This is a genomic window from Alistipes sp. AM16-43 (assembly GCF_003435745.1).
Lineage (GTDB): Bacteria > Bacteroidota > Bacteroidia > Bacteroidales > Rikenellaceae > Alistipes > Alistipes onderdonkii.
In genome coordinates this window covers 475051-498121 of sequence record NZ_QTUQ01000003.1, presented here as the reverse complement: position 1 = coordinate 498121, position 23071 = coordinate 475051, and the positions used below count along the sequence as shown (strand labels likewise).

23 protein-coding genes are annotated in these 23071 nt (G+C 61.8%); 14 read left to right on the top strand and 9 right to left on the bottom strand.

Annotation, left to right across the window (positions count from 1 at the left end):
- Positions 1–88 precede the first annotated feature (88 nt).
- From DW189_RS07950 to argH, 5 genes are all read left to right on the top strand, one after another.
- A complete protein-coding gene (locus DW189_RS07950; protein WP_117507421.1) occupies positions 89–1213 on the top strand; it encodes an aspartate aminotransferase family protein in 1125 nt (374 codons plus the stop codon).
- A complete protein-coding gene (locus tag DW189_RS07945; RefSeq protein ID WP_055204952.1) occupies positions 1210–2166 on the top strand; it encodes an acetylornithine carbamoyltransferase in 957 nt (318 codons plus the stop codon). Before DW189_RS07950 ends, DW189_RS07945 begins: the two co-directional genes overlap by 4 nt.
- Positions 2166–2933: an acetylglutamate kinase gene (gene argB, locus DW189_RS07940; protein WP_117507419.1), complete on the top strand. Its 768-nt coding sequence runs from the start codon at positions 2166–2168 to the stop codon at positions 2931–2933. Before DW189_RS07945 ends, argB begins: the two co-directional genes overlap by 1 nt.
- A gap of 60 nt (positions 2934–2993) precedes the next feature.
- The gene (locus tag DW189_RS07935; protein ID WP_117507417.1) at positions 2994–4055 is read left to right on the top strand and encodes a M20 family metallo-hydrolase; all 1062 of its coding nucleotides are present in this window, start codon (positions 2994–2996) and stop codon (positions 4053–4055) included.
- A 144-nt stretch (positions 4056–4199) separates the two neighbouring features.
- Positions 4200–5498, top strand: a complete 1299-nt coding sequence (gene argH / locus DW189_RS07930; RefSeq protein ID WP_117507416.1) for an argininosuccinate lyase — start codon at positions 4200–4202, stop codon at positions 5496–5498.
- A 148-nt stretch (positions 5499–5646) separates the two neighbouring features.
- Here the strand turns inward: argH and efp are convergent, their stop codons facing one another.
- The 3 genes from efp to DW189_RS07915 form a co-directional block, all read right to left on the bottom strand.
- Positions 5647–6213 carry an elongation factor P gene (gene efp / locus DW189_RS07925; protein ID WP_018696504.1) on the bottom strand — a complete coding sequence of 189 codons (567 nt, stop codon included), beginning with the start codon at positions 6211–6213 and terminating at the stop codon, positions 5647–5649.
- Between the two features lie 62 nt (positions 6214–6275).
- The gene (locus DW189_RS07920) at positions 6276–6824 is read right to left on the bottom strand and encodes a UbiX family flavin prenyltransferase (RefSeq protein WP_117507415.1); all 549 of its coding nucleotides are present in this window, start codon (positions 6822–6824) and stop codon (positions 6276–6278) included.
- Between the two features lies 1 nt (position 6825).
- Positions 6826–7398, bottom strand: a complete 573-nt coding sequence (locus tag DW189_RS07915; protein WP_018696506.1) for a polysaccharide deacetylase family protein — start codon at positions 7396–7398, stop codon at positions 6826–6828.
- 125 nt (positions 7399–7523) lie between these two features.
- Here DW189_RS07915 and DW189_RS07910 point away from each other — a divergent pair, with 125 nt between their 5' ends.
- Positions 7524–8549 carry a DUF4837 family protein gene (locus tag DW189_RS07910; RefSeq protein ID WP_055204962.1) on the top strand — a complete coding sequence of 342 codons (1026 nt, stop codon included), beginning with the start codon at positions 7524–7526 and terminating at the stop codon, positions 8547–8549.
- Between the two features lie 40 nt (positions 8550–8589).
- The gene (cls, locus tag DW189_RS07905; RefSeq protein ID WP_117507414.1) at positions 8590–10005 is read left to right on the top strand and encodes a cardiolipin synthase; all 1416 of its coding nucleotides are present in this window, start codon (positions 8590–8592) and stop codon (positions 10003–10005) included.
- A gap of 20 nt (positions 10006–10025) precedes the next feature.
- Here cls and DW189_RS07900 read toward each other — a convergent pair whose 3' ends face one another.
- From DW189_RS07900 to surE, 4 genes are read right to left on the bottom strand one after another with little or no spacing between them, the layout of a single operon-like run.
- Positions 10026–10475, bottom strand: a complete 450-nt coding sequence (locus DW189_RS07900) for a DUF2059 domain-containing protein (protein WP_070099860.1) — start codon at positions 10473–10475, stop codon at positions 10026–10028.
- A gap of 23 nt (positions 10476–10498) precedes the next feature.
- Positions 10499–11134, bottom strand: coding sequence for a response regulator transcription factor (locus DW189_RS07895; RefSeq protein WP_022332100.1), 636 nt, complete (start codon positions 11132–11134; stop codon positions 10499–10501).
- Position 11135: 1 nt separating this feature from the next.
- On the bottom strand, positions 11136–12110 hold the full coding sequence (locus DW189_RS07890) for a sensor histidine kinase (RefSeq protein WP_117507413.1): 975 nt from the start codon (positions 12108–12110) through the stop codon (positions 11136–11138).
- A gap of 29 nt (positions 12111–12139) precedes the next feature.
- Entirely contained in the window at positions 12140–12913 is a 774-nt protein-coding gene (gene surE, locus DW189_RS07885; RefSeq protein ID WP_018696512.1) for a 5'/3'-nucleotidase SurE, read from the bottom strand.
- A 277-nt stretch (positions 12914–13190) separates the two neighbouring features.
- On the opposite strand from surE, the gene rplS reads away from it, so the two are divergent.
- Positions 13191–13571: a 50S ribosomal protein L19 gene (gene rplS / locus DW189_RS07880; protein ID WP_018696513.1), complete on the top strand. Its 381-nt coding sequence runs from the start codon at positions 13191–13193 to the stop codon at positions 13569–13571.
- 388 nt (positions 13572–13959) lie between these two features.
- On the opposite strand, the gene DW189_RS07875 is transcribed toward rplS, so the two are convergent.
- Together DW189_RS07875 and DW189_RS07870 are read right to left on the bottom strand one after the other, a co-directional pair.
- The gene (locus tag DW189_RS07875; RefSeq protein WP_022332098.1) at positions 13960–15246 is read right to left on the bottom strand and encodes an MFS transporter; all 1287 of its coding nucleotides are present in this window, start codon (positions 15244–15246) and stop codon (positions 13960–13962) included.
- Positions 15247–15283: 37 nt separating this feature from the next.
- The gene (locus DW189_RS07870) at positions 15284–16273 is read right to left on the bottom strand and encodes a polyprenyl synthetase family protein (RefSeq protein ID WP_022332097.1); all 990 of its coding nucleotides are present in this window, start codon (positions 16271–16273) and stop codon (positions 15284–15286) included.
- Between the two features lie 264 nt (positions 16274–16537).
- Between DW189_RS07870 and DW189_RS07865 the strand changes: the two genes are divergently transcribed.
- The 6 genes from DW189_RS07865 (at position 16538) to queA (ending at position 23057) form a co-directional block, all read left to right on the top strand.
- Complete coding sequence (locus DW189_RS07865; RefSeq protein ID WP_117507412.1) at positions 16538–19042, top strand: YfhO family protein; 2505 nt, start codon at positions 16538–16540, stop codon at positions 19040–19042.
- A gap of 129 nt (positions 19043–19171) precedes the next feature.
- Positions 19172–20053 carry a cell division protein FtsX gene (locus DW189_RS07860; RefSeq protein WP_117507411.1) on the top strand — a complete coding sequence of 294 codons (882 nt, stop codon included), beginning with the start codon at positions 19172–19174 and terminating at the stop codon, positions 20051–20053.
- The gene (locus DW189_RS07855) at positions 20054–20311 is read left to right on the top strand and encodes a DUF3098 domain-containing protein (protein ID WP_117507410.1); all 258 of its coding nucleotides are present in this window, start codon (positions 20054–20056) and stop codon (positions 20309–20311) included.
- 123 nt (positions 20312–20434) lie between these two features.
- Entirely contained in the window at positions 20435–21226 is a 792-nt protein-coding gene (locus DW189_RS07850) for an undecaprenyl-diphosphate phosphatase (RefSeq protein ID WP_018696519.1), read from the top strand.
- Positions 21226–21942, top strand: a complete 717-nt coding sequence (gene truB, locus DW189_RS07845; RefSeq protein ID WP_117507409.1) for a tRNA pseudouridine(55) synthase TruB — start codon at positions 21226–21228, stop codon at positions 21940–21942. The genes DW189_RS07850 and truB overlap by 1 nt, the downstream gene beginning before the upstream one ends.
- Positions 21943–22007: 65 nt before the next feature.
- A complete protein-coding gene (queA, locus tag DW189_RS07840) occupies positions 22008–23057 on the top strand; it encodes a tRNA preQ1(34) S-adenosylmethionine ribosyltransferase-isomerase QueA (protein ID WP_117507408.1) in 1050 nt (349 codons plus the stop codon).
- The last annotated feature ends 14 nt before the right edge of the window (positions 23058–23071 follow it).

The window sequence follows — 23071 nt, the reverse complement described above, 5'->3', positions numbered from 1 at the left end:
TTTGCCCGCAAGCCCGCGAAGGCGCCCGTTTTAGCGCAGCCTTCCTGCCGCCCCGCAGAGAACGACATGCGGATAAAAACTTTACACAATGACACTATTCAACGTATATTCCTTATATCCCGTAGAGCCCGTCCGGGGCAAGGGCTGCTTCGTCTACGACGCGGCAGGCACCGAATACCTCGACCTCTACGGCGGCCATGCCGTCATCTCGATCGGCCATGCCCAGCCCGACTATGTACGGGCCCTCTCGGAGCAGGCCGCACGGCTGGGGTTCTATTCCAACTCGGTCGAGAACTCGCTCCAGACCACCCTGGCCGAAAAACTGGGCCGCGCATCGGGCTACGACGATTACAGCCTCTTCCTCTGCAACTCGGGAGCCGAGGCGAACGAGAACGCCCTGAAACTGGCTTCGTTCCACACCGGCCGCACGAAGGTGCTGGCCTTTTCCAAGGCGTTCCACGGCCGCACCTCGGGCGCCGTCGCCGCGACGGACAACCCCGCGATTTCGGCCCCCTTCAACCGCACGGCCAACGTGGAATTCGTGCCGCTGAACGACCTCGCTGCCGCGCGCGCGAAACTCGCCACGGGCGAGTTCGCAGCCGTCATCATCGAAGGCATTCAGGGCGTGGCCGGCATCCACTGCCCCGCGGACGACTTCCTGCGCGGACTGCGCACGGCGGCGAGCGAAACCGGCACGCAGCTTATCCTCGACGAGATACAGTCGGGCTACGGACGCACGGGTCGCTTCTTCGCCCACCAGGCAGCCGGCATCCGCCCCGACCTGATCACCACGGCCAAAGGCATGGGCAACGGCTTCCCGATCGGCGGCGTGCTGATCGCGCCCCATTTCGAGGCGCGCCCCGGGCTGCTGGGCACCACCTTCGGCGGCAACCACCTCGCCTGCGCAGCGGCCATCGCCGTGCTCGACGTGATGGAGCGCGACGGGCTCGTCGAGAACGCCGCCACGGTCGGCGAATACCTGCTCGGCGAACTGCATAAGATCGGCGGGCTGAAAGAAGTCCGCGGCCGCGGACTGATGATCGGCATCGAACTCGACGGCTCGGGGTCGGAGTTCCGCAAACGGCTGCTCTTCGAAAAACACATCTTCACGGGCGGCGCCGGCGCCTCGACCGTGCGGCTGCTGCCCGCGCTCTGCCTGACACGCGAACTGGCCGACCGCTTCCTCAACGCATTCAAAGAACTCGTACGATGAAAAAATTCACCTGTGTAGCAGACATCGGCGACCTGACGACAGCCGTCGCCGAAGCCATGGAGATCAAGCGCGACCGGTTCCAGTTCACGGGGCTCGGCCGCAACAAAACCCTGCTGATGCTGTTCTTCAATTCGAGCCTCCGCACGCGGCTCTCGACGCAGAAGGCAGCGATGAACCTCGGCATGAACGTCATGGTATTGGACGTCAACCAAGGCGCCTGGAGGCTCGAAACCGAGCGCGGCGTGGTGATGGACGGCGACAAGGCCGAACACCTGCTCGAAGCCATCCCCGTCATGGGATCGTACTGCGACGTGATCGGCGTACGGTCGTTCGCCCGCTTCCACGACAAGGCCGAAGACTACGAGGAACGCGTACTGGAACAGTTCATCCGCTACTCGGGCCGCCCCGTATTCTCGATGGAGGCCGCCACGCGGCATCCGCTGCAAAGCTTCGCCGACCTGATTACCATCGAGGAGTACAAGACCACGGAGCGCCCGAAGGTCGTGATGACCTGGGCACCGCACCCCAACGCCCTGCCTCAGGCCGTGCCCAACTCGTTCGCCGAGTGGATGAACGCCGCCGGCTACGACTTCGTCATCACCCATCCCGAAGGCTACGAGCTCGCCCCGCAGTTCGTCGGCAACGCCCGCGTCGAATACGACCAGCGCAAGGCACTCGAAGGGGCGGATTTCGTCTATGCCAAGAACTGGGCGGCCTACGCCGACCCCGATTACGGAAAGGTACTCAGCCGCGACCGGAGCTGGACGGTGGACGCCGAAAAGATGGCGCTCACCCACGACGCCTATTTCATGCACTGCCTGCCCGTGCGGCGCAACATGATCGTCACGGACGAAGTGATCGAATCGCCGCGCTCGCTGGTGATCCCCGAGGCCGCCAACCGCGAGATCTCGGCACAGGTAGTACTCAAACGGTTGCTGGAGGGGTCGAAGTGATGGAAAAAATCACGGTAGTAAAGATCGGGGGCAACGTCATCGACGACCCCGCGGCCCTGAAAGGCTTCCTCGCGGACTTCGCCTCGCTGCCCGGGGCGAAGATCCTCGTCCACGGAGGCGGCAAGCTCGCCACGCGCCTCGCCCAGAAACTCGAACTGCAGGTGCAGATGGTCGACGGGCGCCGCATCACCGACAAGGGCACGCTCGACATCGTGACGATGGTCTACGCCGGGCTGGTCAACAAACAGCTCGTGGCCGGGCTCCAGGCCGCCGGATGCAATGCACTCGGGCTATCGGGCGCCGACGGCAACGCCGTCATGGCACGCCGCCGCGCACCCGAACCGATCGACTACGGCTTCGTGGGCGACATCGAAAGTGTCAACCACACGCTGCTCGGGGAACTTCTCGGGGCAGGTGTCACGCCTGTATTCTGCGCCATCATGCACGACGGGCAGGGCACGCTGCTCAACTGCAACGCCGACAGCGTGGCTTCGTCCGTGGCACTCGGTGCCGCCCGGATCGCCCCCACGGAGCTGGTTTTCTGCTTCGAAAAAAGCGGCGTGCTGCGCGACCCGGAGGACGAGACGACGCTCATCCGCGAAATCACGGCCGAATCGTACGCCGCGCTCAAAGCCGGCGGCATCGTCAGCAAAGGGATGATCCCCAAGGTCGAGAACGCGCTGAAAGCCGTTGCCAACGGCGTGCGGAGCGTCACGATCAAACACTCGGAGAACCTGCTGAACGACACCGGAACGGTAATCAGGTAATACGCCCGATCCCTGTGGCCGCACGGCCACAGGGGAACGGACAGCCAGCTCACAAACGACATGGATGCAAAAACCAAGGAAGCCATCGACCTGCTCAGGACGCTGATCGCAACGCCCTCCCCGTCGCGCGACGAAAGCCGCACGGCCGGCCTCATCTTCGCCTACCTGGCGGAACACGGCGCGGCACCCGAAAGACTGCACAACAACGTCTTCGCCCGCTCCGCAGGCTTCGACCCGGCGCGCCCGACGCTGCTCCTGAACTCCCACCACGACACGGTACGCCCCGTATCCAGCTACACCCGTGACCCGTATGCCCCGACCGTCGAAGGCGACCGCCTCTACGGCCTGGGGAGCAACGACGCCGGGGCTTCGGCGGTGAGCCTCACGCAGACCTTCCTGACGCTGCGCACACGCCCCCTGCCGTTCAACCTCCTGCTGGCGCTTTCGGCCGAAGAGGAGTGCATGGGCGAGCACGGTATGCGCGCCCTGCTGCCGCAGCTGGGACGGATCGACATGGCAATCGTGGGCGAGCCCACGGGGATGCAGGCCGCCGTCGGCGAACGGGGGCTGGTCGTCCTCGACTGCGAAGCCCGCGGCAAAAGCGGCCATGCGGCCCGCAACGAGGGCGTCAACGCGCTCTATATCGCACTCGACGACATCGCCCGCCTGCGTACTTTCCGCTTCGACCGCTGCTCCGACCTGCTGGGCCCCATCGGCATCGCCGTGACGCAGATCGCGGCCGGCACGCAGCATAACGTCGTTCCCGACACCTGCCGTTTCGTGGCCGACGTCCGCACCACGGACGCCTACACCAACGAGGAAACGGTCGAAATCCTGCGTCGGGCACTGCGCAGCGAGGTGACGCCCCGCTCGACACGCATCCGTGCCTCGGCGCTCGACGCCGCCCATCCGCTCGCACGGGCGGCCGCCGCCACGGGACGCGAAAGCTACGTATCGCCCACCACGTCGGACATGGCGCTGATGCCCTTCCCGTCGCTCAAGATGGGGCCGGGGCAATCCTCGCGCTCGCACACGGCCGACGAATTCGTGTTGCTTTCGGAGATCGAAGAGGGCATCGGAATTTACGAAAAATTCATAACACAACTGGCTGAAACCCTCTGATGCCCGCGGCAGGAGGCTGCAACCCCGCTGCGAAAGAGCCCCCTCCGAGGCAGATGGCAGCCCGGCAAACGCGGCGCACCGCCGCAAGCCGACGGCCGACGGCAATAGGGAGCCGGAACAAAGAGAGAAACGAATATACACAATATGGCAACGAAACTTTGGGACAAGGGCTTCGAGCCCGACAAGATGATCGAGGAGTATACCGTCGGCAACGACCGCGAACTGGACATGCGGCTGGCGCGCTACGACGTCCAGGGCTCGCTGGCGCATATCGCCATGCTCGAAACGATCGGGCTGCTGACGGCCGGCGAACTGGAAAAGCTGACGGCGGGACTGAAAGAGATCGCCGCCGAGATCGAGGCCGGGCGCTTCGAAATCGAACCCGGCACCGAGGATGTCCACTCGCAGGTGGAGCTGATGCTCACCCGCCGCCTGGGCGACGCCGGCAAGAAAATCCACTCGGGCCGCTCGCGCAACGACCAGGTGCTGGTCGACCTCAAACTGTTCCTGCGCGACGAACTGCGTCAGACCGCCGAAGCCGTAAAAACGGTCTTCGACCGCCTGCAAACGCTCAGCGAGCAGTACAAAGAGGTATTGATGCCGGGATACACCCACCTTCAGATCGCCATGCCTTCGTCGTTCGGCCTGTGGTTCGGCGCCTACGCCGAAACGCTGGTGGACGACATGCGGCTCATCGCCGCGGCATGGCACATCGCCAACCAGAACCCCCTCGGCTCAGCCGCCGGGTACGGCTCGTCGTTCCCGCTCGACCGTGAGATGACCACGCGCCTGTTGGGTTTCGAAGCGCTGCACTACAACGTCGTGGCGGCACAGATGAGCCGCGGCAAAAGCGAACGCGCCGCCGCCAACGCCATCGCGGCCGTCGCTGCGACCATCGGCCGCCTGGCGATGGACGTCTGCCTGTTCATGAGCCAAAACTTCGGCTTCGTATCGCTGCCCGACAACCTCACCACGGGGTCGAGCATCATGCCCCACAAGAAGAACCCCGACGTCTTCGAGATCATGCGCGGACGCTGCAACCGCCTGCAATCCGTACCGAACGAGATCGCCCTGCTCACGGCGAACCTTCCCGTCGGCTACCACCGCGACATGCAGCTGCTCAAGGACATCCTGTTCCCGGCGACGACCGAAATCAAACGCACCCTCTCGATGTGCGACTTCATGCTCGCGCACCTGAAGGTCAACACCGACATCCTCGACGAGCGGAAATACGACTACCTTTTCACGGTCGAGGACGTCAACCGCCTCGTACTCGCAGGCGTCCCGTTCCGCGAAGCCTACAAGCAGGTGGGGATGGCCGTACAGCGCGGTGAGTACCATCCGACGCGCGAGGTGCACCACACCCACGAAGGCAGCATCGGCAACCTCTGCACCGCCCAAATCCGCCGGAAGATGGAGCGCGTGATGTCCGAATTCGAATAACGGGCGCACCGTCCGATCCGCCCCGGACAAAAGGGGCTGTCTGACAAATCTGATTTCAACGATTTCACCCCTGCCAAAGCTTATTCTGACAGGGGTGATTTTCGATTTTCGGGACTTGTTTGACAGCCCCTGCCGGAACGCTGCCGGCTTACTTGATGCGCTCGTAATACTCGCGGGTGCGGGTGTCGACGCGAATCTTGTCGCCCGTGTTGATGAACAGTGGAACGCGCACCGTCGCACCGGTGTTGACCGTAGCGGGTTTGAGCGAGTTGGTCGAAGCGGTGTCGCCCTTGATGCCCGGCTCGGTATAGGTCACCTCCATGTCCACGATCGGGGGAAGCTCGGCCGAAAGCACGGTCTCCTTCTCGGTGTGGAACATCACCTCCACGATCTGGCCGTCGGCCATCAGGTCGTAGTTGGTGATCAGGTTCTTGTCGATGTTGATCTCTTCGAAAGTCTCGGTGTGCATGAAATGCGCCCCCAGGTCATCCTCGTAGGTGAACTGGTAGGGACGGCGTTCCACGCGTACGGGTTCGATCTTCGCCCCTGCCGAGAACGTATTGTCCAGCACGCGGCCCGATTCGAGGTTCTTGAGTTTGGTTCGTACGAAAGCGGGGCCTTTGCCCGGCTTCACATGCTGGAAATCCACGATTTGAAAGGTCTTGCCATCCATTTCGATGCACATACCGATCTTGATGTCAGCTGTAGTTGCCATAAGGTATTGTTTTGAATTGATTTTTTCGTGGGCGCAAAGTTATGAAAAAAATCCGGAATATCCTATTTCCCCCATTCATAGCGCGGTATATCGACCCCGAGCAATGCTGCGGCGCGGTCAGCGACCGTACCGCACAGCTCCTCGATGCCCTGCGGCGCGGCATAGAACGACGGCGATGCGGGCAGAATCACCGCCCCGGCCTCGGTCAGCGCCGCCATGTTGCGCAGGTGTATGAGCGACAGGGGCGTTTCGCGTACGACGAACACCAGCCGGCGCCGCTCCTTGAGCATCACGTCGGCGGCCCGCTCGATCAGGCTCTGCGCCGTACCGGCGGCCACACGCCCCACGGTACCTACCGTCGACGGCACGACCGCCATGCCGTCGTAACGCGCCGAGCCGCTCGCCGGAGGGGCGAACATGTCGTCGTTCGCATACTCACGGATGCGTCCGTCTACGGGCAGCGACACCCCCTCGTGCGCCATCACCTCGCGGGCGTGGCGGCTGCACACGAGCGCGATCTCCGACACGCACGGCGAGGCGAGCAGCCGTTCTATCGTCAGGCGGGCATAGATGGCGCCGCTGGCGGCGGTTATGGCGACTACGAACCTCATGTCAGAATTCGATGGCTTTGCATTTGAGCCCCATCTGCCGGATCTTCTCCAGCGTGCGGGGCAGGGCGTAACGCATGTTGCGGAACGCCTTTTCGCTGTCGTGGAACACCACGATGGCCCCCGGGGCAAGGTATTTGGTCACGTTCCGCAGGCAGGTGCGGGGCGAGAGCTTGCGGTTGTAGTCGCGCGAGATGATGTCCCACATCACCAGCTTGTAGCGCTGCCCCAGGAAACGCGCCTGCGCCGGGGTGATCCGTGCATACGGAGGCCGGAACAGTTCGCTGTGAACCAGATCGTTGGCAAAATCCACATCCTCCGTGTAGCGTTCGAGGCTCATCCCCCATCCCTTCTGGTGCGAGTAGGTGTGGTTGCCGACCCTGTGCCCGGCATCAAGGATGCGCTGGTAAAGGTCAGGGTACATTTCGACATTCTTGCCCAGCACGAAGAACGTGGCTTTGGCATCGTACTTGTCCAGCGTGGAGAGTATCCACTCCGTGACGCCGGGCGTGGGGCCGTCGTCGAAGGTGAGGAACACGCCGTCCTGGTCGTCGATCTCCCAGATCAGATCCGGCATCAGGCGCCGGATTATTTTCGGTGGTTTTAAACGCATGGCTGCTTATTCCAGGCAAAAATAGTGAAATTCCGCGCTTTTCCGAAAAATATAACTATATTTGTAGTAGATTCAATTCCAGACCGGCTATGAAAACTATCTTCCGTATCGCGCTGGCCGCGGCCGTCGTCGCAACGATGGCAGGTTGCAAGGCATTCAGGACACTGACCGATTCGCGGCTCAAAACCGCACAAGGCGCCCCCTACGAACTGATCGTCGTCTGCCCGCAGCAGGAGTGGACGGGCGAGGTGGGCGATACGCTGCGCGCGATATTCACGGCACCGATCCCCTACCTCAACCAAACCGAGCCGTTGTTCGACGTGCTGCGCGTCACCGAACGCGGGTTCACGGGCATGGTCGCCGACCACCGCAACATCCTCAAGGTACTCAAAGACCCCACGCTCACCGAGTCCAGCGTCGCCGTCCAGTACGACGTGACGTCCGAGCCCCAGATCGTGATGACGCTCATGGGGCCCAGCGACAAGTCGATCACGGCGTTCCTCTCGGCCAACCGCGGGAATATCGTCCTCGCCCTCGAAAACGCCGAACGCGACCGCGCCATCAAATACGCGGAGAAATTCAACGAAAAGGGCATACACGACGCCATTCTGAAAAACTTCGGGGTCGAGATGAACGTGCCGAAAGGCTATGCGCTTGCCGCGAACGAACCCGATTTCCTGTGGGCGCGCTACGAATACCCCACGGCCAGCCAGGGCTTCTTCATCTACTCTTACCCCTACGAGGGCAAGGAGTCGCTTTCGCCCGGGGCACTGCTCGCCGCCCGCAACAAGTTCGCCGCCCGCATTCCCGGCCCGTCGGACGGTTCATACATGACCACCTCCGACGCCTTCGCGCCCGATTTCCGCATGTTCCGCATGGAGGGGCGCCTCTGGTGCGAGATGCGCGGCTTCTGGGACGTGCACGGCGATTTCATGGGCGGCCCGTTCGTAAGCTACACGACCGTCGACACGGCGACCAACCGCGTCTTCACGCTCGACTGCTACATCTACTCGCCCAAAAACCCCAAACGCAACTACATGCGCGGCGTGGAGCACCTGCTCTACCTGGTAAAATTCCCCGCCGCGGAAGCCCCGCAGGAAGAGCAGCGGCAATAGAGCCCGCCCGGCAGCGGCACGCACCGAAGAAGAAACCCGCATGCAACAAATACTGACATACTTCTTCCTGGTCGTATACTCGGTCACGATCCTCGGCATCATTCTGGTCATCATCACCGAAAACCGGAATCCGCTGAAGACCCTGCCGTGGATCGTCGTGCTGGTACTGGCCCCCGTGGTCGGGCTGGTCTTCTATTTCTTCTTCGGGCAGAACCTCTCCAAGCAGCGCATCATTTCGCGCCGCACGCGCAAGCGCATCACCATGCAGCTCGAAGAGCCCGAACACCCCGAAGGCCCCGGCATCCCGCCCCGTTACCGGCCGCTCGCCTCACTGCTGCTCAATACGCTGCACTCCGTACCGCTCTACGGCAGCCGCATCGCCGTCTATACCGACGGACGGTCGAAGATGGAAGCGCTGATGGAGGAGATCGCCCGCGCACGGCACCACATCCATATCCAGTATTACATCCTCAACGACGACCAGACGGGTTGCCGCCTGCGGGACGCCCTGGTCGCAAAGGCGCGCGAAGGCGTCCGGGTACGCATCCTCTACGACGACGTAGGCAGCCGGGGTGCCAAGAACTCCTTTTTCAAAGGGATGCGCGACGCCGGGATCGAAGTATACGCCTTCCTGCACGTCAAATTCCCGCTCTTCACCAGCAAGGTCAATTACCGCAACCACCGCAAGATCGTCGTGATAGACGGCCGCGTCGGGTTCATCGGCGGCATGAACATCGCCGACCGCTACGTCCGCGGCACGCAATGGGGCACATGGCGCGACACCCACTTCCGGATCGAAGGAAGCGGCGCCGCCGGACTCCAGGCCTCGTTCCTGAGCGACTGGTCGGCGACTACGAAAACGCATATTTCGGGGCCGGAGTACTACCCGCCTGTCGGGCATTTTACCGACGACATCCTGCAAATCGCCCCCAGCGGCCCATTCGGCAAGTGGCGCGCCCTGTTGCAGGCCGACAGTTACGCCATCGCCCGCGCCCGGCAGCGGATCTGGATCCAGACCCCCTACTACCTGCCCTCGGAGGTACTCAACACGGCGCTTCAGGAAGCGGCGCTCGCAGGCATCGATGTACACCTGATGCTCCCGGCCCGTTCCGACTCGAAAGTCGTCGACCTTGCGACCCACTCCTACCTGGACGACATGATGAAGGCGGGGGTGAAAATCTCGTTCTACAAACCGGGGTTCCTGCATTCCAAGTTGCTGATCATCGACGACATGCTCTCGGTGATCGGCTCCGCGAACATGGATTTCCGCAGCTTCGAGCACAATTTCGAGATCAACGCCTTCGTCTACGACCGCGAATTCGCAAGCCGCATGGCCGCCGTATTCGAAGACGACCTGACACACTGCCACACCGTCACCCCGGGCGAATGGTTCACCCGCCCGCGCACCCGCCGCGTCGCGGAATCGCTTATGCGCGTCTTTTCGCCGCTGCTGTAAATTTCCGACGCGGCAGGCGGCTATTCGTATCCTCCGGCCTGCAGTTCCCGCTGCAATTCGGTCATGATCTCCTGTCCCAGCGCCGCACCGGCGGACATGCCCTCCTGCATGATCGCAGGGGTCGCACCGACCGCCTTGCGCATGACCGGCGTGGCGTAAAGGGCATTCAGTTCACGCAGATCGGCGAGCGTCAGGTATTTGGAATAGATCGGCACATAGATATCGACCATGCGGGCGCGCATCTTCTCATTGAATTTCGAGATTATCTTCTCCCAGACGGCTTCCGAAACCGACGGGGCGGAGGTTTTGAGGTACCCGACCATCTGGGTCATGACCACATCGGCATTCCGGAGCGCCCCGGTCAGCTCCATCATCTCGGCGACCGCATCGCGGTATTCGTCCGACTGCGCACGGGCGGGCAGCGCCGCGGCAAACACGGCGCACACGACAAGGCAAAGGATTTTTTTCATCGGTATGGGGTTTAGGTTAGGTGTCAGATCTCCACGATCCCCTTGCGGATGGCATAGACGACCAGGCTGGCGGTGTTTTTACAGCCGGTCTTTTCGAGGATGTTGGCGCGGTGCTTGTCGACCGTACGTTTCGAGATGAACAGTTCGTCGGCGATCTCCTGGTTCGACAGGCCGCGGCATACGGCCACCAGGATTTCGCGCTCGCGGGCCGAAAGCTCCTCGTCGGGGGCATCCTCGCGCGTACGCATACGCCCCGCGAGCGACGACAGGAGCTGCGGGCTGAAATAGCTGCCCCCGGCCATCACCGTGTCGATGGCCTCGACCACGTCGCCGATGTCCGAGTCCTTGAGCAGGAAACCCCGAGCCCCGGCCTGCACCATGCGCGTATAGTAGCTCTCCTCGCCGAACATCGAAAGGGTAATGATCCTCAGCTCGGGACACCGCGCCAGCGCCCGCTCGGTGGTCTGCGCGCCGTCGATACCGGGCATGGCGAAATCCATGAAAACGATGTCGGCCTCCAACTCCGGCAGCATGGCGAGGAACTCCTCGCCGCTGGCCGCCTCGCCCACCACGCGGCACCCGGCGCAATGCTCCAGCAGCCCCCTGAGCCCGTTGCGGAAAAGCGAATGGTCGTCTACAAGTACGATCGTGCGTTCCATATCATTTGCGTTTGCGGCGGCGGAGCCTCTGCGATGCCTGCTCCTCCTGCGTATTGACACGGATCGCGGCGCGCATCCCCCGGCCTTTGGCACTGGCAATGTCGAACACGCCGCCCAGCGAATTGATGCGCGACGAGATGTTCGAAAGCCCCATGCCGCAGTCCATCATGGCCTGTGGGTTGAACCCCCGCCCGTCGTCCGTATAGTCCAGCGCCAGTTCCGTCCCGTTCTGCGACAGCGAAAGGTTGATCGACGAACAGCCGGCATGCTTGAGCGAGTTGTTGATCAGCTCGCAGATCACCCGGTAGAGGATCACCTCGACGTCCGTATCGAACCGCTCCGAACGGAGGTTGGTCGTGAAGCGGATTTTCACGTCGTGCATCGCGGCGCTCTTGTCGATGAAGTTCTGCACGCCCCGCGCCAGCCCGAAGTCATTGAGCACGTGGGGCGAAAGGTTGTTCGAAATCTCGCGCAGCGAACGGATCGCCTCGTCGATCACATAGGTCGTATTGTCGATGATCTCCTTCTGCTCGGGGCTGCGTTCGTCGCGTGCCAGCGCCGAAAGCGACATCCTCGCCGACGAGAGCAGCGGCCCCAGCCCGTCGTGCAGTTCCTTCGAGAAGCGCGAACGCGCCTTTTCCTCGGTGCGGAGCACGGCCGTGAGGATGCGTTTGTTGAGCAATTGCCGCTGGCGGTTAAGCCTGCCGATGTACTTGAAGAGCTTGTGGGCGTACATCACGCCGATCGACAGGCAGATCGAGATCACGATCCCCAGGTAGGCGAACCACCACCGGGGGACATACTGCCCGCTGGCCATCAGCAACTGCACGAACCGCTCGACCGAGAGCAGCGAAAACCCCACGATGAAGAGAATCCACACCGAATTGTACTTGGTAGCCCGCACCAGTTTGAGGGCATATGCCGTCGCGACCGTCTGGATGAGGATGGCGATGACAAGCAGGATCTTAATCAACATAGGCGTCCCGATTTTTTACAAATATAGTATTATTCCAACACATTGGCAAGGGCCGCGAGCTGGCGGTAATCCGTCAGGTCGACCTGCACCGGCACGACCGAAACATAGCCGTGCGCGAGCGCCCACTCGTCGGTATCCTCCGCCCCGGGCTCGCCGTTGACGAAATCGCCCGTGAGCCAGAAATACGCACGGCCCCGCGGGTCTTCGTGGCGGTAAAACTCCTCGCGCCAGAACCCGCGGTTCTGGCGGCAGAGGCGGATGCCGTGCAGTTCGCCGGGCTTGCCTACGGGGACGTTCACATTGAGGCACAACGGGAGTTCGACCTTCTTTTCCAGGACGCTGCGCACGATCCGCTTCCCGTAGACCACCGCCGCCTCGAAATCGGCGTCTGCGCCGTGGTCGTCGAGCGACAGCCCGACCGACGGGCAATCGTAGAAACTGCCTTCGATAGCCGCCCCCATCGTCCCCGAGTAGAGCACGTTCACGGCCGAATTGGAACCGTGGTTGATGCCCGAAATCACCAGGTCGACGCGCTCGTCGCGCAACAGGTAGTCGAAGGCCATCTTCACGCAGTCGACCGGCGTACCGGAAAAGGAATACACTTCCAGCCCTTCCTCCTTCCGCACGCAGCGCAGGTAGAGGGGATTGTACATGGTGATGGCCTGGCTCATGCCGCTCTGTGTCGTCTCGGGTGCCACGACCACCACGCGGCCGAAGGCCCGCGCGACCTCGACGGCCGCCGCCAGCCCCTTCGAATCGTACCCGTCGTCATTGGTTACGAGTATCAGTTTTTCTTCTTTCATAGTCGGTATTTTACCTGCAAAGATAACAATAAATCACGCTCACGGAAGATATTTTCATGCCGCACTTGCACCGAATGAAAAAAACTTCGTATATTTGCAGTCCCTTACGGGGCGTATATCAACCTCTTTCATTGGGCGCTACGCAGTTGCGGGGACACAAGGACGGCACAGCCCGTCCGGCATGCCGGGAACGCGGAATTACGGATCAGGGTATCCGTATGGTACGGCGGGCGCAGCGGGAATGTTGGGTGCGAAACACATTAAATTTGTTGCAACAATGAACAAAGACGCAATCATCAAGCTCGTCAACGAGCAGATGTGGGCAAAGACGGATGCCGATGTACCGTCGTTCAAGGCCGGTGACACGATCACCGTATCCTACAAAATCATCGAGGGTAACAAGGAGCGCGTACAGAGTTTCCGCGGCGTAGTTATCCAGATCAAGGGTTCGGGCAAGACCAAGATGTTCACGATCCGCAAGGTTTCGAACGGCGTGGGTGTCGAGCGTATCTTCCCCCTCTATTCGCCCCACATCGACAAGATCGAGGTCAACAAGATCGGTGTCGTACGTCGTGCACGCATCTACTACCTGCGCGACCTGACCGGCAAGAAGGCCCGTATCAAGGAGAAGCGCATGACCAGCGCGGACAAGAAATAGTCCGGGCCGTCAGCAAGAAAAAACAGGAAGGTTCCCCTTCCTGTTTTTTTGTGCCCGCCCCCGAAAACTCCCGCCGCCCCGAGTAACGGCCTGTACAGGCGGCCATCTTCGACGGCCTGTTTCAACAGCAACAGAAGTTCCGGCCCGGAATTCCGCCCCGGCCGCAGCCCGTGCCAGCCTGCCGCCCGCGCTTACAGGCCCGCCGCCCCGGAATCTCCTCCCGGCGCAGGCCCTTTTTGCCGCACGATCCGGCAAAACCGGTAAAGGCAACGAGCGGAACCCCGAAATATTGGGCATCCCGCCATGAAGTGCCGCTGCCAAGATGCCGCAAGAAACCCGGCGTTCTCGGAACGCCGGGTTTCCCGTAACTCGCAACCGGTTCTGCGGATTACTCTTCGACCGGAATGTCCTTGTTGACGTTCTTCGAACCTACCAGCGCGTAGAAGAGCATGTAGGCCAGACCTGCGACAACCACCCAGTAGCTCGAGAGGTAACCTGCGAAGTCGGCCACGCCGCCCTGGATCAGCGGGAGGATACCGCCGCCGCAAACCATCACCATGAAGATACCCGAACCCATCGAGGTATACTTGCCAAGGCCTTCGACCGCGAGGTTGAAGATCGTGCCCCACATCACCGAGGTGCAGAGGCCGCAAAGGGTGAAGAAGATCACGCCGACGGGCACTTCCACCATTCCGAACCCGGTTCCGGTGAACACGGGCATCGCACCCATCACGTCCGTCGGGGCGAAGATGCCCACCAGCACGAAGATCAGCGCCAGCGAGGCGACGAACGAAAGCTGCACCTTGCTCGAAATCTTACCGCCCAGCAGGCCGCCCAGCAGACGGCCGCACATCATCAGGAACCAGTAGGTACCCACCAGCGAACCGGCCGCAGCCGCTGCCATGCCCACGCCGCTCGTCGAAGCGTCGGGTGCCGCCGTAAGGAACAGGTTCATGAAGTTGGGAATACCGACCTCGACACCTACATAAATAAAGATGGCGATCGTTCCCAGCAGGAAGTGACGGAACGAAAGGGCGCTGTGCTTGTCCTTGACCTCGGCCTTTTTCTCCTGGATGGCGAACGGCTCGGGAATGTTGACCATGTAGAGCACGACGAATACCACGGCGAAGATGCCCATTGCGATCCACAGTGCGGGAGCCGCGTCGCTGATCGTGGCGTTGGCCGCATTACCCATCAGGTAACCCACCAGCACAGGAACGATGGTCGCGGAAATCGAGTTGAGCGAACCGCCGAACTGGATCAGCTGGTTACCCTTCTTGCCGCCGCCGCCGAGCGTATTGAGCATCGGGTTGACGACGGTGTTGAGCATACACATCGAGAAGCCCGAGACGAATGCGCCGATCAGGTAAATCGGGAAACTGCCCGCTTCGCCCGAAAGATACTGGATACCCACGCCGACGAAACCGATTGCCACGGCCGCAAGCGCCGTCTTCTTGTAGCCGATGCGCTTGAGCATCATACCGGCCGGAATCCCCATCACCGCATAGGCGATGAAGTTGGCGAAATTGCCCAGCTGCGACATCCAGTTCGCCACGGCGAACTGGTTCTTGACAATTACGCCCAGCGGATTCGAAAGCCCCGTCACGAATGAGATCATTGCGAAGAGCAAGAACATCATGATGATGGGCAGCGTGTAATTTTTTTTCTGTTCCATACGATTTTATCTGAATTTAGGTTAATGAGTTTCGCGGTTATCTGTCCCTCTCGGCGATGTAGGCGCAAAGGTTAACGAGCGCCGTACGGTACTCCGAGGGCTCGTATTCGGAGAGCATCTCGACGGCCCGCGCTACGTAGCTGCGCATCACTTCGGCGGCAAAAGCCAGCCCGCCCTCGTTCTCGACCGTATTCTGCAAATACTCCACCGATTCCTCCTCCTCGCGGCAGCCGGCCAGCCGCCCGAGCAACTCGGCACGGCGTTCGGGAGTCGCCTTGTCCAGCACCGCTAACAGCGGCAGGGTGATCTTCCCCTCGCGCAGGTCGTTGTTGGCGGGTTTGCCCGTATGCGCCGTACGCATGTAGTCGAGGATGTCGTCCTGTATCTGGAACGCCATGCCGATCGCCTCGCCGAAACGGCGCATCAGCGCCACCTTCTCGCGCGGGGCACCCACGGCCATCGCCCCGGCCGATGCGCTGACCCCGATCAGGCATGCGGTCTTTTTATAAATAATGTCGAGGTACGCCTGGCGCGTCATGGTGTGCTTCTCGGCACACTCGCTCTGCAACACCTCGCCCTCGCACAACGCCGCCATCGAACCGCATACATGCGTCACCAGGTCGAACTGGCCGCTCGAAAGGCCGATATTCATGTTCCTCGCAAGGATGAAGTCGCCCAGTATCACCGCCTTGTGCGACTGCCAGCGGGCATTGGCCGACGGGCGGCCCCGCCGCGTATCCGACTCGTCGATCACGTCGTCGTGGATCAGCGACGCCACGTGGATCATCTCCACGAGCATCGCGGCCAGATGCACCCTCCGCCCTTTGGCCGCACCCTCCACCGGGGAGTTCATCGCCGCCGACAGCATCACCAACAGCGGACGTATGCCCTTCCCGCGCGAGGAAAGCGCATAACGCAGCATGTCGGCAAGCAATTCCCCTTCGGCCGTAAACTGACGGTCGACGAACCCGTCGAACGCCTCCAGTTCCGCAGTCACAGGTTTGCGGATCGTATCGAGTGTAATCATAAAACAAACTTAACCCAGCGGCAACGGACGCAACATCGCCCGGGACGGGCCCGGATAATCCGGACATCCCGCACACCGGGTCGCCGCATATCTTTGGCAAAGATAGTGATTTTTCGCAATCGCGACTCGTCAAGTAAATGTTTTTTCGTACCTTTGCGAAACTTGGATCTTTCACCGGGACAGGCTGCAGCCCGGGAATGCCCGAACAAATTCGGCACTTCTCCCGCCCTGCACTATCCTTGGCAACGGTTAACGACAGGGAAAATGGATTTTTCGAAAACGATCATACGCCGGCTGGCGCCGGCAGCGGCGGCGCTCGTCGTCTTCTTCGTGGTGAGCGCGGCCTATTTCGCCCCGCAATTCCGCGGCGAAGTACTGCCCCAGCACGACGTGGTGCAGTACGAAGGCATGGCCAAGGACATCAGCGACATGCGCGCGGCCACGGGCGAAGACCCCCAGTGGACGGGCGGCATGTTCGGCGGCATGCCCGCCTTTTTGATCAACGTGGCCTACCCCGCGCAGATCGTCAAGCGCACCGTGGGACAGGTCGTGAAACTCATCGACACGCCCGCGGCCTTCCTCTTCTTCGCCATGACTGCCATGTGGCTGATGCTGCTCGTCTTCGGCGTCGACCCCTGGGTCGGCATCGTCCCGGCGCTGGCCTACGGGCTCTCGACCTATTTCCTGCTGATCATAGGCGCCGGGCACATCACCAAGATGTGGGCGCTGGTCTATGCCCCGCTGATGATGGGCGGTGCGTGGATGACCCTGCGGGGAAACATGTGGGCGGGCGGTGCGCTCACGGCGCTCACGGCGTCGCTTGAAATCGGCGCCAACCACCCGCAGATCACCTACTATTTCCTCCTGGCCATGGCCGCCTTCTGGATCAGCGAGGGGATCGCGGCCTTCAGGGAGAAACACCTCGGGGACTTCTGGAAACGCACGGCGGTACTCGCCGCCGCAGGCATACTCGCCGCAGGGTCGAATTTCTCGCCCCTGTGGTACACCGCCAGCCACTCGAAGGAAACCATGCGCGGCGGCTCCGAGCTGGCCTCGACCTCCGAGACTTCGCAGAACGGGCTGGCGCTCGACTACGCCACGGCCTGGAGCTACGGACGCACGGAGAGCCTGAACCTGCTGATCCCCGACTTCATGGGGCGCGAATCGGGCACGACCTTCTCGCCCGACGGCGAGGTGGCTGCCGTACTGAACGAATACGGGCTGCGCGGCGCCGCACAGCAGCTGCCGGCCTACTGGGGCAGCCAGCCCTACACCGGCGGCCCGACCTACCTGGGCGCCGCGGCCATTTTCCTCGCAGCGCTGGGCATCGCCCTGGCACGCGGACGCAACAAATGGTGGATCGTCGCCGTCTCGGTGCTGATGCTCCTGCTGGCATGGGGACGCAACCTAATGTGGTTCACCCAACTGGCCTTCGACCTGCTGCCCGGCTACAATAAGTTCCGCACCGTCTCGATGGCGCTCGTCGTCGTCCAATGGGCCGTGCCGCTGCTGGGAGCACTGGCACTCATGCGGCTGTGGCGCGGGGAGATCCCGCGCCAGAGGCTGTTGCGGGCGCTGGCATGGGCCGCGGGCGTCACGGGCGGGCTCTGTTTGTTGCTGGCCGTCGCCGGCAGCGCGTTCTTCGATTTCGGCCGCGCGGAAAGCACCGGGATGATGACCGAACAGTTCCGCCAGTTGTTCGAGGCCAACAACATGCAGGATTACCTCCAGCGCGGCATGGATGCCGAAATGGGCATCGCCACGGGCAATGCCATGGCTGCCGAACGCGCCTCCATGATGCAGGCCGACGCATGGCGCTCGCTGCTGATGATCCTGCTCGCAGCGGGCGGCGTGGCACTGTTCGCCCTGCGCCGGATCAACAAATACGTGCTCACGGCACTGCTCGCCGCCGTGATGCTGCTCGACCTGGTGCCGGTCGACCTGCGGTTCATTTCGCACGACAACTTCATTTCGGCGCGCCAGCACCAGGTCACGGCCACGGCCGCCGACAAGGCGATCATGGCCGACAAGGAGCCGGGGTTCCGCGTCTTCAACCTCACGGTCAGCCCCTTCCAGGACGCTACGACCTCCTATTTCCACCGTTCCGTAGGCGGCTACCACGGCGCCAAGCTGGCCCGTTACCAGGATCTGATCGACCGCTACCTGAGCTACCGCAACGACGCCGTTCTGGACATGCTCAACACGCGCTACCTGATCGTGCCGGGCGACGGCGGACAGCCCGAAGCGGTGCTCCGCCCGACGGCCAACGGCGCCGCATGGTTCGTCGACGCGGTCGCCGTGGCGGAAAGCCCGCAACAGGAGATCGACCTGCTCGGGGAAACCGACCTGAAACGAACCGCCGTAATCGCAGAAAAAGACCAGCCGTACACGCAAGGCTGGACGGTGTCCCCCGCCGACACAGCAGCCGTACGCACCATCGCCCTCACGGAATACCGTCCCAACTACCTCAAGTACGAATACACCGCCCCCGCAGAGAGCGTGGCGGTATTCTCCGAGATCTTCTATCCCTACGGCTGGACGGCCTACGTCGACGGCGCGGAAGCCCCCTGTTTCCGGGCCGACTACGTGCTCCGCGCCATGAGGCTGCCTGCCGGGCAACATACCGTCGAATGGAAATTCCGCGCCCCGGGCTGGAAGGCGGCCGAAGCCGTGACGCTCATCTCGTCGCTCGTGATCCTGCTCGGAGCTGCCGCTGCAATTGTTTATTGGATTCGACAAAAGAGGAAAGAGAATAATCCGGACGAATAACATACGAATCCCGCCAAAACAAGCCCCCGCCGAGGCGGGGATTTAGGGGTGGGTCAGACTTATAAACACGGCGAAACGCCGTGAATGAATCGGACGACGGAAAAGAGCCGTCGAAAAAGCATTTCGGCTATGAAAGACGACAAGCGACTGAAGCGGAAAGTCCGCAACTCCTACATCGTATCGACGGTGAGCATCACCCTCGTGTTGTTCCTGCTGGGCTCGGTGGGCTACCTGATGGTCGCGGCGATGAAGGTCGCCGACACCCTGCAGGAGAGCATCGCCGTGACCGTGGAGCTGGAAAACGGGCTTTCGGACGAACAGAAGGACGCAGTCAACCGGCAGCTCACGGCCGAAGACCTCGTGGCGACGATCGCCTACGTCGGCAAAGAGGAGAAGATCGAGGACGCCGAGTTCCGCAAGATGTTCGCCAGCGAATTCGAGGAAATCCTGGACGAAAACCCGCTGCTCGACTCGTTCGAGCTGACCCTCACGGCCGCCTCGGCCGACAAGGAGCTGCTCGACGGTTTCATCGCCGGCATCTCTGAGATCGCGGGGGTCGAACGGGTGAGCTACCCGGCGCTGATGGCCGAACGGCTGCACGCCACGGTAGGCAAAATCCGGCTTGTGCTGGTGCTCTTCGGCGGGGCGCTGCTCGTCATATCGCTGATCCTGCTGGGCAACACCATCCGGCTGGCCATCTTCTCGAAGCGCTACCTGATCAATACCATGAAACTCGTCGGCGCCACCAAGTGGTTCATCATGAAGCCCTTCCTCGGCAGCAGCATCACGCAGGGCATCCTGGCCGGACTGGGAGCCTCGCTGCTGTTCGGGCTTTCGGTCTACGGGCTCAACGAAGCCGTCCCCGAACTGCTGACGATCGCCGAGGCGGGCAAGGTCGCCATCATCCTCGGCGCGATGATTGCCGGGGGCATCGTAATCTCGGGGCTTTTCACGATCCTCGCGCTGAACAAATTCATCAACATGAAGTCGAACAAGATATACCTTTATTAAATGAAAAAAGCCAATAACACCCCTCCGGAACAGGAAAATCCCCGTATGCCCCTGACCCGCCGCAACTACATCCTGCTGGCCGTCGGGTTCGCCGTCATCCTCCTGGGCTTCGTGCTGATGGCCGGCGGCGGCAGCGATTCGCCCGACGAATTCAACTACGCCATGTTCTCGTGGCGCCGCATCACGCTGGCCCCGATCCTGGTCATCGGCGGTTTCGTCATCGAGATCTACGCCATCATGAAACGCTTCAAAAAATAATCCGCACGGCCGTCCCGGCGCCCGGCCTCCGGCGGCCCGTTCCGGCCGAGGCACGGCGCGCCCCCGCACCGGGGCCCCCGGTGCGGCGCGACGGCACAGGAGATATACCCGCTTAAATCAGTTATGGACACCTTACAAGCCATCCTGCTCGGTATCGTGCAGGGCATTACGGAATTCCTGCCCGTGTCAAGCAGCGGCCACCTGCAGATCGCCAAGGAGCTGCTCGGCGTGGAACTGGAAGAAAACCTCACGTTCGACGTGGCGCTCCACGCCGCCACCGTACTGAGCACCATCGTGGTGCTCTGGAGCGAGGTCTGGCGCCTCCTGAAGGGGCTCTTTTCGCGCCGCTTCAACGCCGAGCAGGCCTACGTGCTGAAGCTCGTACTTTCGATGATCCCCATCGGGGTCATCGGCTTCCTCTTCAAAGACCGGATCAACGCCATGCTCGACGCCCCCTACATCCTGGTAATCGTGGGCGCCATGCTGCTGCTTACCGCGACGCTGCTGGCCTTCGCCTACTACGCCAAGCCGCGCCAGAAGGAGACCATCTCCTACCGCGACGCCCTGATCATCGGCCTGGCGCAGGCCTGCGCCGCCATGCCGGGCCTTTCGCGTTCGGGGACGACCATCGCCACCGGGTTGCTGCTGGGCAACAAAAAGGCCGCCGTGGCACAATTCTCGTTCCTGATGGTGCTGGCGCCGATCCTGGGTGAAACGCTGCTCGAAGCCGCAAGCGGCGACCTCACGGCCGGCATCGCCACGGGCACGCTCGCCGCCGGGTTCGCAGCCTCGTTCGTCACGGGGTGCCTGGCCTGCAAATTCATGATCGAGATCGTCAAGCGGGGCAAGCTCATCTGGTTCTCGCTCTACTGCGCGCTGGCCGGCCTGGTATCCATCCTAAGCTATTTCTGCTGATGAAGGAGACACTCGACCTGCGGGGCCTCAACTTCGAAGAGGGCTACATCGCCGTCATCGACAAGCCCCTGAGCTGGACGTCCACCGACGTCGTACGCAAGATCAAGTCCGCGCTCCGCAGGCTCGGCTACCGCAAGATCAAGGTCGGCCACGCGGGCACGCTCGACCCGCTGGCCACGGGCGTCCTTTTGGTCTGCATCGGCCGCGCCACCAAGATGGTCGACGCCCTGCAGGCCGAGGAGAAGGAGTACGTGGCCGACGTCATGCTGGGTGCCACGACCCCCAGCTACGACCTCGAACACCCCGTCGACGCGACCTTCCCCACACAGCACATCACGCGCGGGAAGGTACTCGAGGCCCTCGCCGCACTCTCGGGCGAACGCCTCCAGTCGCCGCCGGTCTATTCGGCCAAAAAGATCGACGGCATGCGCGCCTACGAACTGGCGCGCGCGGGCGAGGAGGTCGAAATGCGCAAGGCGCTCGTCCACATCTACGAAATGGAGCTCCTGGAATACGACCTGCCGCGCATCCGCATCCGCGTGCGTTGCAGCAAGGGCACCTACATCCGTTCGCTGGCCCACGAAATCGGGCAGGCGCTCGAAAGCGGCGCGCACCTGACTTCCCTTTGCCGGACGCGCAGCGGCGGCTTCAGGGTCGAAAACGCCCACAGCCTCGATGATTTTCTAAAAAAATTGCAGGAACTTGAAACAAAATAGGCTTTTTTGCGTATAGAAATTAATCTGTGTTGTTTATTTCGAACGTAAAATAGAGTATTCCACTTATGAAATTATCGCAATACGGGTATGATTTCGCCCCCGAAATGCTGGCGAAACACCCGACGGAAAACCGGGACGATTCGCGCCTGATGGTTATCGACCGCGCCAAAGGCACTATCGAACACCGTATTTTCAAAGACATCATCGAATACTTCGACGAAAAAGACCTCTTCGTATTCAACGACACCAAAGTCTTCCCGGCACGCCTCTACGGCAACAAGGAGAAGACGGGTGCCGAGATCGAGATTTTCCTGCTGCGCGAACTGAACCGCGAACTGCGGCTCTGGGACGTGCTGGTCGACCCGGCCCGCAAGATCCGCATCGGCAACAAACTCTACTTCGGCGACGACGACCTGCTGGTGGCCGAGGTGATCGACAATACGACCTCGCGCGGGCGCACGCTGCGCTTCCTGTTCGACGGCTCCTACGAGGAGTTCAAGCAGACGCTTTTCAGCCTGGGCGAGACACCGCTGCCCAAATGGGTGCGCGACAAGGTCGAACCCGGGGACGCCGAGCGCTACCAGACGATCTTCGCCGAGCACGAAGGCGCCGTTGCCGCCCCGACGGCCGGCATGCACTTCTCGAAGCACCTGATGAAGCGCATGGAGATCAAGGGCATCGACCGTGCGTTCGTCACGCTGCACGTCGGACTGGGCAACTTCCGTACGGTCGACGTCGAAGACCTCTCGAAGCACAAGATGGACTCCGAACAGTTCTTCGTGACCGAAGAGGCTGCCGGGACGGTGAACGAAGCCAAGCGCAACGGGCACAAGGTCGCAGCCATCGGCACGACCGTCATGCGCACCCTCGAAACGGCGGTCTCGACCAACGGCATGATCAAGCCGATGGAAGGATGGACGAACAAGTTCATCTTCGCGCCCTACGAGTTCACGGTGGCCGACGCCATGGTGACCAATTTCCACCTGCCTTACTCCACCCAGCTGATGATGGTTGCGGCGTTCGGCGGCTACGAAACGATCATGAACGCCTATAAGATAGCCAAGGAAGAAGGGTACCGATTCGGCACTTACGGCGACGCGATGCTCATTCTTTAAGATTTTTTCACTAT

Excerpts from the sequence above, each read along its gene's own strand:
- DW189_RS07950 (WP_117507421.1), top strand. The coding sequence starts at position 89 with ATGACACTATTCAACGTATATTCCTTATATCCCGTAGAGCCCGTCCGG.
- DW189_RS07945 (WP_055204952.1), top strand. The coding sequence starts at position 1,210 with ATGAAAAAATTCACCTGTGTAGCAGACATCGGCGACCTGACGACAGCC.
- argB (WP_117507419.1), top strand. The coding sequence starts at position 2,166 with ATGGAAAAAATCACGGTAGTAAAGATCGGGGGCAACGTCATCGACGAC.
- DW189_RS07935 (WP_117507417.1), top strand. The coding sequence starts at position 2,994 with ATGGATGCAAAAACCAAGGAAGCCATCGACCTGCTCAGGACGCTGATC.
- argH (WP_117507416.1), top strand. The coding sequence starts at position 4,200 with ATGGCAACGAAACTTTGGGACAAGGGCTTCGAGCCCGACAAGATGATC.
- efp (WP_018696504.1), bottom strand. The coding sequence starts at position 6,213 with ATGGCAACTACAGCTGACATCAAGATCGGTATGTGCATCGAAATGGAT.
- DW189_RS07920 (WP_117507415.1), bottom strand. The coding sequence starts at position 6,824 with ATGAGGTTCGTAGTCGCCATAACCGCCGCCAGCGGCGCCATCTATGCC.
- DW189_RS07915 (WP_018696506.1), bottom strand. The coding sequence starts at position 7,398 with ATGCCGGATCTGATCTGGGAGATCGACGACCAGGACGGCGTGTTCCTC.
- DW189_RS07910 (WP_055204962.1), top strand. The coding sequence starts at position 7,524 with ATGAAAACTATCTTCCGTATCGCGCTGGCCGCGGCCGTCGTCGCAACG.
- cls (WP_117507414.1), top strand. The coding sequence starts at position 8,590 with ATGCAACAAATACTGACATACTTCTTCCTGGTCGTATACTCGGTCACG.
- DW189_RS07900 (WP_070099860.1), bottom strand. The coding sequence starts at position 10,475 with ATGAAAAAAATCCTTTGCCTTGTCGTGTGCGCCGTGTTTGCCGCGGCG.
- DW189_RS07895 (WP_022332100.1), bottom strand. The coding sequence starts at position 11,134 with ATGGAACGCACGATCGTACTTGTAGACGACCATTCGCTTTTCCGCAAC.
- DW189_RS07890 (WP_117507413.1), bottom strand. The coding sequence starts at position 12,110 with ATGTTGATTAAGATCCTGCTTGTCATCGCCATCCTCATCCAGACGGTC.
- surE (WP_018696512.1), bottom strand. The coding sequence starts at position 12,913 with ATGAAAGAAGAAAAACTGATACTCGTAACCAATGACGACGGGTACGAT.
- rplS (WP_018696513.1), top strand. The coding sequence starts at position 13,191 with ATGAACAAAGACGCAATCATCAAGCTCGTCAACGAGCAGATGTGGGCA.
- DW189_RS07875 (WP_022332098.1), bottom strand. The coding sequence starts at position 15,246 with ATGGAACAGAAAAAAAATTACACGCTGCCCATCATCATGATGTTCTTG.
- DW189_RS07870 (WP_022332097.1), bottom strand. The coding sequence starts at position 16,273 with ATGATTACACTCGATACGATCCGCAAACCTGTGACTGCGGAACTGGAG.
- DW189_RS07865 (WP_117507412.1), top strand. The coding sequence starts at position 16,538 with ATGGATTTTTCGAAAACGATCATACGCCGGCTGGCGCCGGCAGCGGCG.
- DW189_RS07860 (WP_117507411.1), top strand. The coding sequence starts at position 19,172 with ATGAAAGACGACAAGCGACTGAAGCGGAAAGTCCGCAACTCCTACATC.
- DW189_RS07855 (WP_117507410.1), top strand. The coding sequence starts at position 20,054 with ATGAAAAAAGCCAATAACACCCCTCCGGAACAGGAAAATCCCCGTATG.
- DW189_RS07850 (WP_018696519.1), top strand. The coding sequence starts at position 20,435 with ATGGACACCTTACAAGCCATCCTGCTCGGTATCGTGCAGGGCATTACG.
- truB (WP_117507409.1), top strand. The coding sequence starts at position 21,226 with ATGAAGGAGACACTCGACCTGCGGGGCCTCAACTTCGAAGAGGGCTAC.
- queA (WP_117507408.1), top strand. The coding sequence starts at position 22,008 with ATGAAATTATCGCAATACGGGTATGATTTCGCCCCCGAAATGCTGGCG.